The following is a 14270-nucleotide window of genomic DNA, read 5'->3' on the forward strand; positions in this document are numbered from 1 at the left end:
CAGTTTCATGTTCGAGACTGGGCGTGTTTGTAGTCGACATGCTTCTCTCCTCTGGGCGTCCATCGCTTGCAGGAAAACTTCGTTGTTGCTTCCTGCTGTCCCTGGTTGCTCGGAGCGCCTTTGCTTTTGCGATGTTGCACGGCAACTCACCGTTACCATTCACGGTATACGGCTCGTATATTGGATTCAAGAGGTTGAGTTGCCGCCATCCACTCCTCCACCCGACGAGCGGATTTTCATCATCAGCTGCGACGAAGGTTAGGCATGATCGCTATGAGGTTGGGATGACGCAACGTCCAATGATGACGAAGCAGGAGATGGACATTCACAGACAAATCGAAACAGCAAGAACGGCCCCGGCCCCTCAAAGAACTCGTCGATCTCACAGGCCTCCTTCGCGACCTCGCAGTTGCCGCACTGCAACAAGCCCGGGCCCCAGAGCAGCAATCACGCGGGCAAAACCGGAACCAATATAGTCTCGTGCCCCTTTTCAGTGCACTGTTCAACGACTGGGCCTTCTGTCCTAGGGTCAAGGCCTCGACCGTGCCCAGGCAATCGGCGCATAGATACCTGTATGGGATACAACTACAACGACGACGGAGACGAAGACTGCTTCGACTCCTGCCTGAGTCTCTTCTCTCCGTTGCTCGGGCCACTGCTGATAGTCGTGCTCCTCTTCGTCCTCGCTGTTGCCGGCGCCGGGGTCATCGACTCGTGGTTTGGCACCGACTTCGCGGGTTTCCTGGAGTCATTGCTTGACAAGGTCACAGGCTGATCTGCCATGGACAGCTTCGGCCTCCTTGGCTTCCTCGCCTCAGTGTCCATCGCAGTATCGTGGATCGCTGCTCGTTCTCTGACTGGTCTCATCGATGACCTCAGTATCGGCGGCAGAGCTTCAGTGACTCCCGGTGAACCGGTCCTTCGGCTGCTGGGCATTGTGCTGACGGTCTCGACCCTCTTCGGCTTCGCTGGCCAGGAGAGTGCCAGCCTCGCTGAGATCGGGTGCATCCTCATCACCGTTGTAATGCTTTTCATCCTCGTCACGGCCAGTGTGGCAACCATCTTTGCTGGCCTGACAGATCCAGATCGAGCCACGCCTGGACCCCAACACCAGTAATGGTGACGACCTTTCGAATCTGTACCGAACAGAAGGGACCAAGAACACAACCAAGGCGTGAGGACAATGGCACAAGCACCGAACATCACTTATTACGACATTCTCAACATCACCCCTGCCGCGACGGCTGAGGAGATCAAGAAGGCCTACCGCAAGGTCGCCAAAACCGATCACCCGGACCTCAACGGCGGGGAATCTTCTCCACGCTTCGTTGCGGCCCAGGAAGCGATGTCTGTGCTGTCCAATGCCTCATCCCGTGCCACTTATGACGCCTCGATCGGCGTCAAGACCAAGCCAGAACCTACTCCGAATCCGGGACCGCAAGCTCCCCCACGACCACGGCCGGGACCTCCCCGCTCCGAGCCGCCACCCAAGGCCCCCAACTTCGGCCAGAATTGGGGTGAGAAGGAGTCGGCGAGGTACGAGGCCCCACTGCCGACGATCAACTTCGACTCCGTCTCCGTGCCTCGAGGTCCTCAGCGCTTCAGCCCACCGCTGGGGCGCACGTTCGGTGGCAAGTACACAGTGCCTGTCTCCATGCGCCTACGCCAGTTGGCCAATATTCTCATCGGCCCCGTCACCTTCGGGGGTGCGATCTTGAGCATGTACCTGGCAGCAACGCATGAGGACTGGTTCGTTCTCTTCTTGCCCGCTGCCGTCATCATCACCCCGTGGGCGGCATTCGTCGCGACCTTCAGAATCGACCGGATGCTGCCATTCGTCCTGCTGGCCGCCGTCACCGCGCTGTCCATCTTCTTCAACCCCATCGACCTGCTGGGGTTTATGACCGTCTGGCTCGGAGTCTTCTTCGCTTGGGCTTCGGCGCCATTATCAGGCCGGTGGAAAGACACTCGAATCGTCGATGACAAAACGGCCATCTTCGACATCTTCGGAACCCCCGGCAAGCGCCTGGAGGAGGCCTTCGGTGACCGGGGTGGTTTCGGATCTGTTGGCGAGCATCGCAGTGCCGAGCTCTTGCAGCTGCTGACTCGGTTCCCTGGGGTGAAGATCTTCCACGGTCTGCGCTTCGACGTCGACTCCGAGGCTGATGTCGATCATGCTGTGATCTATGGCGACAAGGTTGCTCTCATCGATTCCAAGATGTGGGCTCCGGGGCACGTGCAAGTGGCACCATCTCCTGGCTCGCCCGAGACGATGTTCTCTCCCACCATTGGTCAGGGTCAGATCCGCCCGATTCACATGAATGCTGCCGCGGCTAACTATCAGAAGATCCTCCCCGGCTACGAGGTCCGTCCTTGGGTGCTCATCCACTCAACGAAAGAGGACGCCGGCCACACATGGGATAACAACGCCAGCAATGGCATGGTCGTCGGAGACCCGCAGTTCGTCATCGCCGACATCGCCGAATGGTTCGCTTCCAGCGGTCGATTCGCCCCGGCTGTCGATCGTGAGCTCATGGGCAGAATCATGGCCATGGTCATCGCCTGATTGCTCATACCTTCATCTGCCGCACGTAGTGAGGGTATGAGCAACCTCAATCGTGTGCAGGCGGGCATCCCCGAAGGTGGGCAATTCTCCGAGACGACCAAGACCAGGCCAGATGTTTCGGGTCTCGACATCGATGGGCGCCGACTCGACATCGACGAGTATGACTCCGTCAATCTCGAACACTTCGATGATTTCAACGAAGCCCGAGCGACCAACGTCGGTGGTGACGAACACATCGTCGTGGGTACGAAGACCGCCGATTTCGTGCACATGGACCTCGGCTACGAGTTCGCCAACGCGCCGCAGGAGGAGAAGTCCGCCTATCTCAATGACAGGGAAGAGGTCATCTCCGACTTCATCAAGCATGGGTATGGGTCCCGCGTCAGCGTTGGGTACAGCTCTGATTGGGTTGAGACTCCAGTGGACTTCTGGACTCACGCCAACGGCGAGCTGGGCACGGTTGAAGATGTGCGCAACGATCTGCGTCACAACACCAACTCCGATTCTTTCTCCGGGGACATCGCCGGCGACGCATTCGCCGGACGCGACTCGTTCGAGGTCAAACTGGCTGCTCGTCTCGACGGCTACGACAAAGCTCCCCTGCCTCCTGTGCCGATGGATACACACCGAGTCGAGGCGATCTCAACCGAGTTCACCTCCGCCCTCGTCTCATCTGTCAATGAAGGTGGACCCAGGCGCCTGAATCCTGATTCCGAGGCCAGGTTGCGCGAATTCGCCGGGCGCTGGTGCCAGCGCCATTCCGGCTCCCTCCAAGCGTGGTCGAAAGACAACGATGCCTCACCCCGCACCGTGGGGAAGAAGTTGGCGATGGCTGCACGTGGCGGCAGTGGTTTTCACCAGGACTCCGGCGACCTCGACTCCAAGGTGATCACCGCCCGCCTCGATTCCAGTGCCGATGAACTCTCCGACGTCGATTGGGATTTAGAACCCGACGACAACGGCGAACTCGCCATCACCGAGTAGATCGAGATCACCCCTCCCGCAGTGAAAGGCACCGCATTCATGAGCAACACCAATCGCGTCCAGGCAGGCATCCCCGAAGGTGGGCAATGGTCAGAATCAGTTAAGGCCTGACCAGGGGTCACCGATCTTGGCGATGTGGGTCAACCCGACGACACCACAGATCCAATCCCCACGCTCGAGGTCGGTGAGACCCACGAAATCGAAGCCGACGGCGAAGTCTTCGACCGCATCGAAGTAGTCAATCCCGGCGACGGGGGCTACCTCGTCACTGGGACAGTGCGGGACAACTTCTTCACCATGGACTTGGGCCCGAAATTCAATGATTCCGATGTCGACGAGAAGGAGGAATACCTCAACCACCGTTCCGAGGTTATCGATAGCTTCTTCGTCGAACGCTTCGGAGACAGTGACGGCTTCGGTGGAATCGATCACGGTATCCACGGACCGTCCTGGGATGCTGCCGAATTCGAGTTCTCCCAACCCATCGCCGAACAAGCGACAGAAGGACAGGCTGCCGAAGCCTTATGGGAGAACACGTCGGCGGTGGCCATGCACAACGAGATGGATCCAGGCACCTACGGGTCAGAGGATGCCACCTCGGTATTGCGCGAACGCCTTGCCGAGTTCGATCGCACTCGTCTGCCCGCCCGCGAGGTCTCCGATGACGAGAAATCTCAAGTCATCGACGGCTACACGGACGCCGCACTGGCTGAATCACGGGATGCCTACATCGGTGAGCATCCTGAGTTCACCCCAGACGAGGTTGACCAAGCCTGGGGTCTATTCACCGTCGAGAAGGTGCCAGCATCAATCAAAGATGAGTACACCCAGACTCTGGGCCCGTGGCTGAAGAACAATTCCGGCGATGTTGACCATTTCACAACCGAGCATCATGAGGAGCCGGGGCTCAACGACGTCGGCCGACGGCTCTATGGCAGCTCGACGCCGGGAAGCCCATATGCTCCCAACGATCCGAGCGCGAAGTTCGACGACTCTGACTCCAATCTCGAAGCCCAAGTAGTCGGACGCAGGCTCCTCCTCTCGGCTTACGATCCTGAGTCTCGTCGCCTCCAGGGCTTCTTCCGCAAGCGTTTCAAACCCACCTTCTTCGGGGAGATGCGATGGGAATGAGTGCCGCCCACGAGCCAAGCAGAGACACCACATCAGTGAAGAGTATGAGCACACGACACGAGCCCCAGAACGACCAGCGCACTGACGGCCTGGTCACCGGTGACCACCAGCCGCAGTCCACCGCTGAAATTCTCGCACGGGCGATTGGCGAGACTTACAGTACTGACGCGGCATTGTCCGAGAAGCTCGACACCGCCGTTCACCAACGCTTCACCCGACTCGACGATCACTACGACGATCCCGATGCTGAAATCTGTTCTATCCTGGGTCTCGAACATCAGTGCCTGAACTCGGAGACTCGTGGAAGCAACAGGCGTCGTGAAATGGAAGTACATGGAGACTTGGAGGACCTTGAACCACTTCAAAGCCTCCCCGGCTTCATCGAAATCGAATCCGATGACTTCTTCGACGAGCGCGGCACCGCAACTCTGGTCCTCGACGACCGTAACCCCCGGCTCCTGGCACTGATGGAAGTCAGAGCGGAATACTGGGCCAATAACTGGACTCGCGAAGAGGCTGACGGCATTGTGTCGGGCAAATACGCCCCCTGGAACCTCACAGCCGATCGCGACGCTCTCGTCGCAGCCCACCGAAATCTGCGCAAGAACACGCCACTGCCGCGGATGAAGACCGCCACCGAAGCCCGTCAGCAGGTTCGCGTAAGCTCGCGCATCCTCGCCTGGCTCGACGACGAAAACTCGACAGAGGCTCCCCCAGCCGCAACCCTCGATTCTGAGCACACCAGCCCTGAGCTTCCGACAGACTTCGAATCGTTGGCTCACATGCGATCAGAACGGTTTGCGACCGCGGCAGTTGCCCGTGATAACCCCGGTGACTTCATCGCAATCGAAGCTCGGGAGAAGGCGGCAGACATCTTCGGTGACTATGTCGAGATGTTCATCAGCAAGCGGAGCAAAGAGTCCGAATACGCTCGCATCGTCGGTGCTGAAGAGTTCGCTCACCATAAGGCGAAACTGGCTCTGTGGCAGACCGGGTGGACGTCGACGACTCCTTGTCCACCGATGCCCACAAACTATGTGGGACTGCCGCCTCAGTTGAAGTCTGACCTCAACCTGAACTGACGTCGCCTGCCCTCTCGGCGTATCGGCACTTTGCCGCACGTAGAGAGGGTATGAGCAATCAGAATCGAGTACAGGCAGGCATTCCCCAAGGTGGCCAGTGGTCAGAGACGGCCAAGGCCCGGCCACCAGTTCCCACGTTCGGACGCAATTACGAGCAGTCACGCTACGAAATGCTCCGCGCCAACAAGTTCGTTCCCGCCGATCAGGTGAAGCTCTCAGGCGGCACGGCCACAAAGTGGTGTCAAGCCGCCGAAGCCACGGGCGAGTTCAACACCGAGGGTGGATTTGAACGGATGAGCCGCTCACCGAAGGCAATCGGGTCCCTGCGCCAGACCTACCGTGGCCAGGATTTCGCGCTGACGATGCCGTCGGTGACCTCGGTGCGACGCATGGCCGCAGAAGTCGACCCACGGGGCACACCCTTCGACATCCCAGTCTCCATCCCTGACGGCAAAGGTGGACAGACTATCGGTTGGGTCAGGGTCAGCCAAGACAAGGGCTCCGGCTGGAATGTCCAGACCCTTGGTGAGCGCACGAACACTGACTCTGCCACCGTCGGTGCTGGGGTGAAGTCGATGCTTGAAGCCAGGCGGATCACCGATCACCTCGACGGCAAGACGAAGAAGGACATGATCGCTGACTTCCGTGAGACTCGGCGTCAGTCGTTTGCCAAACGCAGCCACAAACTGAAGTCCCCTTGGGTGGATTCAGTCGGCTTCGACGAGCACGAGAAGGAAGTCCTGGTCACGACTACGTCTGGTCGCAGCTACCGCTACCCCTACGGCAAAGACGTATTGGAGGCCATTCGCACCACCCACAAGCCCGGCCAGTACATCAACAAGGTCCTCAAAGGCACTGGCGAAGTCGAGGTCTCAGAGTGCCAGCAGTGCCATCGCACCTTCACTTCCGTCGGCACGCACCAGTGTCCTGCCGGCCGTCGCAAGGATGGTCCACACATGCGAACGAGGCACGCGGCCACGAAGTTGCATGAGCGCGTCACCAAAGCCAATTCCTGAGCAGTAGGAGCATTGAGACGATGAGCGCACAGAACCGAGTACAGGCTGGCATTCCGATCGGTGGCCAGTGGGCTGAATCGGCGAAGGCTCGGCCCGATGTCACCGGCCTCGACGTGAAAGCGTTTCAGGCCGGAGACATGACCGGCGTCGAGTTCGGTCACGGCGACCCTGACACCGAGGCTCGCATCGGAAAGTACTTCGACGACTTCAACGACGGGCTGGATGTCGGAGCACGTCGGCCGCAGTCCTATGTCACGACCGATGACCTGCATATCGTGACCACCGACATCGGCTTCGACGTACAGATTGACCGGACGAGGTCAGCCTCATTGGTCTACTCCTCGTGGCTATCGAATCTTTGGTGGCCAAATCAGTCAGGCATGTGTTACACAGTTGAATGAGGCCACCGACAGGCGAACGTCGTCGAAACCGAGGGCCCGAACATCAGGGGCTCAGATGAAGGCATCATCGACCGAAGACCGCGATTGGGGAACACTCGCTGACAGAACCACATGGCCCGACGCGAACATATCCATTGGGTGCATCTGCAAGATCTTCTACTTGCGCGGCAGATGAATCGGACCGGTACACTTCTATACCGAGCCTAACGTCGCCAACACCGACAGTCACATGGGATCATCGCAACCGCAGGCAAGCGCGATGGTAACTCAGCGCGCCGCGTCTGCAATGACCTAAAAGTGCAGAACCCCGTGGCCTTCGTAATCACGGGGTTCGCACATCAAATCTCAAAGCGTCATCGCATGCTCGAACATGCGGCGCTCTTACGGACCTCCACGTGAGCGGAGACGAGAGACCTGCGCGTAGAAACATTTGCTGCGATCCAACCGGCGAGCATCAGCGCGAACGCGGCAGGTAACAGCGATCGCGGCCATCTGGAACGCGATAATCGGCATCACCTGCCCGGGCCTGTCAGTAGTCAGGGCATGCTGCAGCGTGGGGACTCTCGGCCAGCCGGCCGCACGTCCGATCGCAGCCGCGATTGACTACAAGACCGGTGAAGAAAACAGACACGCCACAGCGAAGCTCAGCGCCAGCAGGGCAGGCAACGCGATCAGCACCGGCTTTGAGCAGAAGCGGTCGAGGGGTTGCCGATCAGAACGGACCCTGTAGCGCCGACAATGACCTATACACACACCATGACGAAGCCCGGCCCTCGAGCTCGCCATCGTCAAAAGAGCCGCTGTCATCCTCAACGCAGGCGGAGTTGCCGAGGCTGCTGGAGACCACGGCGAGCAATGATCTGGGCAAGACCAAGCCGTACAAGGATGCCTACCGGAGCCGACTGGACCGCCTGGCCGACACCGGCGGCGACGAATCCGTGGTCATTGATGAGACGCTGACGGCGTTCACGCTCAACGGCCATGTGCTGGAGGACCTCACGCGCGAGCCCGCCCCGAAGGAGGTCGTTGCCTGAGGGAGGCCCAGAGCAGGAAGTACGTGCTCCTCGACGAGCCCCTCAACAACCTCGACCTCAAACACATGACGGAGATCATGAAACTGGTCCGGAGGATGAGCGATGAACTGAGAAAGAGGATCGTCATCGTCCTCCATGACATCAACTTCGCCCCGACCTACAGTGATCGGATCATCGCCATGCGCGAGGGCAGGGTCGTCGCCGACGCCGATCGGGACGCGATCATCACTCCCGAGGTGCTCGGTCGGGTCTACGACACCGAGATCGAAGTGCGCAAGATCGACGGCCGCCCCGTGACCCTCTACTACAACTGAGCACGCGCAATTGTGAGTTATCACACTGAACGTCGGGTTTTCTACCTATAGTAGAAGAATCGGGGAGTTCCGGGTCTACCCTGGACGATATGCGAACACGAACCATCATCGGCGGGCTCGGGACACTCGTTCTCACCGCGGCCCTCACCGTTGCCGCGCCACTGGCCGCCTCCGCCCACGTCACAATCGACCCCGGCCGAGCCGACGCCGGTGGTTGGACCTACCTCACGTTCAGAATGCCGACCGAATCCGATACGGCCGCGACTACGAAGCTCCAGATTCATCTGCCCGCCGACACTCCTCTCACCCATGTCTCCTATCAGCCGACGCCTGGATGGACGACACAGGTGACGGAGAAGACGCTCCCCGAACCCGTCAATGTCGCTGGGAACACCGTCCCCGAGGCTCCCACCGAAATCACTTACACCGCCGCCGATGGCGGCGCGAAGCCCGGACAGGTGCAGACTTTCCTGGTCTCAGTAGGTCCGGTACCCGACACTGGCCATATCGTCATACCGGCCACACAAACCTACAGCGACGGCACTGTGGTCGAGTGGGAGGCGACCCCGGAGCAAATGACCGAGGACGACACCTTGTCTCCGGCGCCCGTACTGTGGATCAATGATCGCCCGCCGGAAGAACAGACCGAAGCCGCCGAGGCGGCACTGGGGCCCGAGCCGTCACCCTCAGTCACCCTCGGGCTGAGCCTCGCGGGTCTTGTCCTCGGCACAGCCGGCGCTGTACTCGGTGCACTTGCTTTCGCTCACAGCCGCAGGTCTGCAAAATGAAGAGCCGAGAAATCGTCAAGGTACGACGCCGCTGGCGTTCCCTGGCAGCCACGGCACTTCTGTTCCTGTCAATACTGCTTGTGCCAGCCGGACCCGCGGCAGCGCACGACACACTGGTCTCCACAGATCCCGCTGCGGGTTCGGAGGTGGATGCGGCCGATGAGATCGACATGGTCTTCAACAATGATCCACAGGGGTTGAAGGGCAGCAACGTCACCCAGGTGCGCGGACCCGACGGGAGGTATTACGAGACAGCCTGCCCGAACCTGTCCGGCAGGCATGTGATCACGCCGGTGGGGCTCGGCGCTGCGGGAGAGTACTCGGTGACCTGGCGGGTGGTGTCCTCTGACGGACATCCGATCTCCGGCAGTTTTTCGTTCACCTCTACCGTTGCTGGTCCACGATCGGCCGGGGCGGACGCGCCCCAATGCGGTGAAGCTGAAGGTGCGGACCAGCCCTCCGAGGCACCGGCGAGTCGAGCGGACTCGGGTGGCAATGGGCTGTGGTTGGGACTGGGTCTCGGTGCTGTGACGATCGTCGTGGTTGGTTTAGTCGTCGTTCTCATTCTGCGCAGGCCAGCGACCGAGGACTGATATGTAGAGATCTTTGTCAAGTGGGTAGCGTGAAGCAACGGGGAAGAGCACAGCCTCCAGCACGGAGAGGGTCTTAAATTAGGCGTCCACGCTGGTGTTTCTCCGCACCCGTGCACCTCGGAACACCATTTCTGCGCCCGGTCCCGTCGGGCTCTGATTGATGGTGCGCGTTTCTTGTGCGCGTCCGGCGAGTTCACGGCAATCCGTGCCTCTGTCCAGTTGCGGGCGTACACGATTGGCTTGACACCGAACTCTTAACGGTTGTCGTCGTTGAGTCCGACGTTCATTTCCGTGGGCGGCTTGGCTCCGCCGGGACAGACCAGCCGAGGCTCTCAGGGTCTCGTTGGCCCTCCTTATTCTGGCGAGCTCAGTCCGCAGCCGCCGGTCCCCTGCTTCTTGATGATCCGTCTCAGTCGGGGTGGCCTTGCCGGAATCCTTGTACTTACGCACCCGGATCCGTAGGGCTTATTTGTTCAGTCCGAGTTCGTTCGCGACATGGGCGATTGTCCTGTTCACAGTATCTGGATCAGCTTGGTCGTGGATGACGAGTTCAACGGCGTGGGCCTTGAGTTCATCGGAATGTTTCACTGACGAATGAGAATTTTCCCTCCCCATTTCTCTGCTATTCGCGGTGCACTCCAATCGTCCATTTGACGGGGACGTCCCCTTACATGGAGTTGTCACTTGTGCGCTAAATCGACATGGTGTTTTTCGCGTTCAACTTCGTCTCCGTGAGTTTCTGGGTGCAACTACCTCAGCGGTCAGCGTCTGCCCAAGGATACGACCTCATCGGGAGGGGAAGTCTGACTGCCAAAGCGGAGAGGGTTCCAGCGAACGTGGTATTCGTCGTCCGGCTCGGAGGACTCTACGAGATCGGCGAGATACTCACCCATGAACGCCGCGAACTTGAACCCTTCGCCGCAGTCGCCACATGCTAAAACTACCGTCGGATGGGTGCGGCCGGTGATGAAGTTGCCATCTGACGTGTCCGTCCATGTGCAGACCTGCGTGCCGACGATGTGTCGGGGGACGGTCGTGAGATCGCGACCTACTCTCGTAGCGATCGACCGAGTGCGGTCGTCATCCGACCTGCGGTCGAGGTCATTGCCGAGCGATCCGTTAACGAGAGAACGCAGCGGGTGGTCTGTGCCTGCCTTGTAAGCTCCGCTCCTATCGGGCATGGCGTAGAGGCCTGGACCGTTGCCGACAGCGCAATCGACGATGGAAGGCAGCGGAATCGGCATTTTCCCTGGTGTTTCAGGAGCGAAGTAGACAACTTGTTCTATATAAGCTCGCAGTGGGAGTTCAAAATCCAAGCCCGGCAGAAGATCCTTGGTTCCTGGACCGGCTGCCAGCAGCAACTGGTCTGCCGTGAAACGCCGACCATTGTCGGTGGAAACGGTCACTGACGAGGACCGTGGATCTATCGCGGTCACTCGGGTATGCGGTTCGAAGACACCACCAGCTGCCAGGAATGCACGTAGACAGCCGTTGAGGAGCTGGTCTGCGAAGACCACGCCGGCCTCGTCGACATAGAGCGCGTTGCGCCCGTCCGGGATCAGCCCGGGGAAGAAGTCGCTGACAGCACTTGCCTCCACGTAGGTATATGGTTGGTCAACGGTTTCGAGAGCCTGCATTGTGTTCTCCAGCGCGAGGTTGTCGCGCCAGAGTAGGCCGGTGTGCTCGAAGATCTTCCTTCCGACGCGTTGCTCGAGGCGTTCGAGAGTCGGCAGTGTTTGCATGATCGCTCTCATTCGCCACGCGTGTGTGTCGACGAGCCGCCACAGGCGGGTCGTGCCCCCGTTTGAGGCGTAGGGGCTGTTTGGTTCGAATCTATCGATCAGCGTTACATGGTGACCGAGATCCTGCAGGCGGAGGGCGGCGGGTAGTCCCCACGCGCCGGCTCCTACTACGAGTACAGTGGTACCTGAATTCGGCATTCTCTTTATCTCCTGTTTCTTACTGGTAGCGAAATATGCTCAGTCAGCCCGCGTATGACTCGCGCCGGCGAGTACGGGTCGCGACACTGCGGCGGATGACTTTGGCGATGACGAAGAACACGAACACGAATCCGACATAGCCGTTGATGACGTAGATATAGTTCATTAGCTCATCGAAAGGAAGCAATGAGGCACAAAGCGCACCGAGTGATGCGGCAGCTAGGAGGGCAATCGGACTGCGTGGGGAGTTTTCGGGGACGAGTCTGCTTGTTGACAGAGACAACAACGGCACAGCTGTGCTGAAGATTGCTAGGCACATCAGCACGGCGTACACGCCGCCGAATGCGCCGTTGATGTGTGAAGCGAGAGCGAGAATCGGGACTTGGCTGTCAGCGATGAGCTGAACATTCATAATCAGGGCAATCGAAATGACCATGGTAACAACCGCAAGTGTGATTTCTCCGAGCGCCTGCCCAGCGACTGCTACCCGTGGATTGGTCAAGGTCTGACTGTACTTGGCCACGAACGGAGCTGCCCAGAACAAGGCGAATCCGAGGTAATTGATGCCCGAAGTGAACCAGGACTCCGACGCCGCGAGGACATCGCTGCTCGCCATAATTTTCGTGCCCTCAGTAAAGGAAGTGTCGCTGGTGACAATGCTGAAGGTGCAAACAGCGAGCATCATGATAATGAGGATCCCGCCGAACTTTGACAGCAGGGATGCGATTCGGAAAAATCCGATGACGGCGACGAGGGCGGCGAGTCCAGCAGTCAGCCAAGCGCCGAGCGTTACGGGAACGCCGAAATGCTGGTGCAGAGTAGCGCCAGATGCCGAAACCATCACCACGAAAGATGAGTAGACGAAAATGTGGGCGAATACGTCGTAGAAGGACCCGACTACTTTGCCGCAGTAGTATTTGTAGATTCCGTCTTGAGTCGGGAACTTCTCTCGTTGGCCTGTCCGCATGAACTCCGGCGTGATGAACACTGCGGCGACGAGGTAGATGGCGACAGTTCCGAACAAGCCCCACCCGTGTGAAGCGAAGTACTGGAGAATCTCCTGTCCGGATGTGTAACCGGCTCCGATGACAAAACCGAGGAATGCTCCGGCGATGCCGAATGCTTGGACGATTGCTTTCATCGCAATGAACCACCTTGTTCGTAGTCGCGTCTGTCCGGGTCGTTGAGGCTCGGAAGCCAGGGGGTAAACACTAGCCGGATTCAGCGTAACGCAACGTGTACAGGTTGTCGATGTTTGTATACTACGAGGCCGGTCGGGAGGTCTTCGGCGAGGGTGCATAGCTAAAGCTGTGCTGGACCACTTTGATACGCTGGCGAAACTCAGCGCTGCGCTGGACGACCGAGAGGGATTGATGCTTGGAGAAGTTGAAGAAGTGAACTCCACTTTTCGAAGTCGCTTGCGGACGCTGCGGCTCTTACGAGATTTCACAGTAAGAAGTCTCGGCAGTCGTGCCGGCGTCAGTGCTTCGTTGGTGAGCAATATCGAGAATGGGCGTTCGAACCCTTCGGTGGCCACTATCTCGAAGATCTGTGACGCTCTAGGTGTGGAGGTTGCCGATCTCTTCTCGTCGAGGAAAATTGAACTGACCCCGCAGGTCCCTGCGGACAGGGAAGTGCTCGTCACTGAGGGCGGAGTCCGGAAATCGGTACTCTTGCGAGAGAGCGATAGAGGAGTCAGTCTTTATCAGGTCAGTATGCCACCGGGCTCAGAGACAGGAACTTTGTCGAATCCTTCAGGAACGCTCGATCTCATCACGATGATCGAAGGTCGTGTTATCGTCGAATTCGGCGAAGCGCGTGTGAAACTCGAGTCAGGTGATGTGCTTCGCTTCTTTTCAAACACCGCCCACTCCATCTCCAATGAGACTGCGGAGGAGGCGGTCTTCCACTGGCTGGTGCTCGATGCCAAGTCCCGATCGAAAACGGCGCAAGTGTGATAGGACGACACTGGACGGCGCGGATAGTTATCGGTGTGTGCCAGCTGTCCGGTTTTGCGGCACACTGGGATCGTGGGCGCGGGTCGGTCATGTACGCACTGGATTGGAGTATGTGCACTTCAACATTGAGAGCGAGGTTGCGGAATGTTTCGGGCCGGGCCTTGTAGGTGCGCGTAGCAGCCATTGATCGATTCCGTCGGTTGGGTGGAGGTCCCTGGTCTGGTCGCGAAGGTTGTCTCGCTGCTCGGCATCGTGTTCGTGCTCGGCTTTCGCAACGCCTCACTGAGCTGGATCGGTGTCCTCATGACTCTAGCCGCGTGTTTCGCCTCCTAATTCCTGGTCTCCTCGGTTCACGCGATCAAGCTGCCACCGATCGCCTTTACCGGACTCGGCGTGGGGAAAGGACGACGGGAACAGTGCTTTGCTCGGTAAGGTCGAAGAAGAAGTCCAGCGGGTACGCACC

16 protein-coding genes are annotated in these 14270 nt (G+C 59.1%); 14 read left to right on the top strand and 2 right to left on the bottom strand.

Going from position 1 to position 14270, the window contains the following annotated elements:
- The first annotated feature begins 574 nt into the window (after positions 1 to 574).
- The 12 genes from FO013_RS13935 (at position 575) to FO013_RS13990 (ending at position 9909) form a co-directional block, all read left to right on the top strand.
- Entirely contained in the window at positions 575 to 775 is a 201-nt protein-coding gene (locus FO013_RS13935; RefSeq protein WP_143923188.1) for a hypothetical protein, read from the top strand.
- Between the two features lie 6 nt (positions 776 to 781).
- Complete coding sequence (locus FO013_RS13940) at positions 782 to 1117, top strand: hypothetical protein (RefSeq protein ID WP_143923189.1); 336 nt, start codon at positions 782 to 784, stop codon at positions 1115 to 1117.
- A 66-nt stretch (positions 1118 to 1183) separates the two neighbouring features.
- The gene (locus FO013_RS13945) at positions 1184 to 2566 is read left to right on the top strand and encodes a J domain-containing protein (protein ID WP_143923190.1); all 1383 of its coding nucleotides are present in this window, start codon (positions 1184 to 1186) and stop codon (positions 2564 to 2566) included.
- Positions 2567 to 2602: 36 nt separating this feature from the next.
- Positions 2603 to 3550, top strand: a complete 948-nt coding sequence (locus FO013_RS13950; RefSeq protein WP_143923191.1) for a hypothetical protein — start codon at positions 2603 to 2605, stop codon at positions 3548 to 3550.
- 135 nt (positions 3551 to 3685) lie between these two features.
- Positions 3686 to 4681 (top strand): hypothetical protein, encoded by a 996-nt coding sequence (locus FO013_RS13955; protein ID WP_143923192.1) that lies wholly within the window; start codon positions 3686 to 3688, stop codon positions 4679 to 4681.
- Positions 4682 to 4725: 44 nt separating this feature from the next.
- Complete coding sequence (locus tag FO013_RS13960; protein ID WP_143923193.1) at positions 4726 to 5763, top strand: hypothetical protein; 1038 nt, start codon at positions 4726 to 4728, stop codon at positions 5761 to 5763.
- A 50-nt stretch (positions 5764 to 5813) separates the two neighbouring features.
- A complete protein-coding gene (locus FO013_RS13965) occupies positions 5814 to 6779 on the top strand; it encodes a hypothetical protein (protein WP_143923194.1) in 966 nt (321 codons plus the stop codon).
- Positions 6780 to 6799: 20 nt separating this feature from the next.
- Positions 6800 to 7180 (top strand): hypothetical protein, encoded by a 381-nt coding sequence (locus FO013_RS13970; RefSeq protein WP_143923195.1) that lies wholly within the window; start codon positions 6800 to 6802, stop codon positions 7178 to 7180.
- Positions 7181 to 8004: 824 nt separating this feature from the next.
- Entirely contained in the window at positions 8005 to 8214 is a 210-nt protein-coding gene (locus FO013_RS13975; protein ID WP_143923196.1) for a biliverdin-producing heme oxygenase, read from the top strand.
- A 23-nt stretch (positions 8215 to 8237) separates the two neighbouring features.
- On the top strand, positions 8238 to 8528 hold the full coding sequence (locus FO013_RS13980) for an ATP-binding cassette domain-containing protein (RefSeq protein ID WP_186293119.1): 291 nt from the start codon (positions 8238 to 8240) through the stop codon (positions 8526 to 8528).
- An 89-nt stretch (positions 8529 to 8617) separates the two neighbouring features.
- Entirely contained in the window at positions 8618 to 9316 is a 699-nt protein-coding gene (locus FO013_RS13985; protein ID WP_143923197.1) for a YcnI family copper-binding membrane protein, read from the top strand.
- Positions 9313 to 9909: a copper resistance CopC family protein gene (locus FO013_RS13990; protein ID WP_143923198.1), complete on the top strand. Its 597-nt coding sequence runs from the start codon at positions 9313 to 9315 to the stop codon at positions 9907 to 9909. Before FO013_RS13985 ends, FO013_RS13990 begins: the two co-directional genes overlap by 4 nt.
- A 761-nt stretch (positions 9910 to 10670) precedes the next feature.
- On the opposite strand, the gene FO013_RS13995 is transcribed toward FO013_RS13990, so the two are convergent.
- Positions 10671 to 11849, bottom strand: coding sequence for an NAD(P)/FAD-dependent oxidoreductase (locus FO013_RS13995; RefSeq protein WP_143923199.1), 1179 nt, complete (start codon positions 11847 to 11849; stop codon positions 10671 to 10673).
- Positions 11850 to 11892: 43 nt separating this feature from the next.
- Positions 11893 to 12873 (bottom strand): YkvI family membrane protein, encoded by a 981-nt coding sequence (locus FO013_RS14000; RefSeq protein ID WP_186293120.1) that lies wholly within the window; start codon positions 12871 to 12873, stop codon positions 11893 to 11895.
- 286 nt (positions 12874 to 13159) lie between these two features.
- Between FO013_RS14000 and FO013_RS14005 the strand changes: the two genes are divergently transcribed.
- Together FO013_RS14005 and FO013_RS22400 are read left to right on the top strand one after the other, a co-directional pair.
- Complete coding sequence (locus FO013_RS14005; RefSeq protein WP_143923201.1) at positions 13160 to 13807, top strand: helix-turn-helix domain-containing protein; 648 nt, start codon at positions 13160 to 13162, stop codon at positions 13805 to 13807.
- 183 nt (positions 13808 to 13990) lie between these two features.
- The gene (locus FO013_RS22400) at positions 13991 to 14140 is read left to right on the top strand and encodes a hypothetical protein (protein WP_186293121.1); all 150 of its coding nucleotides are present in this window, start codon (positions 13991 to 13993) and stop codon (positions 14138 to 14140) included.
- Positions 14141 to 14270 lie beyond the last annotated feature (130 nt).

Source organism: Brevibacterium aurantiacum (genome assembly GCF_007558825.1).
GTDB classification, from domain to species: domain Bacteria; phylum Actinomycetota; class Actinomycetes; order Actinomycetales; family Brevibacteriaceae; genus Brevibacterium; species Brevibacterium aurantiacum_A.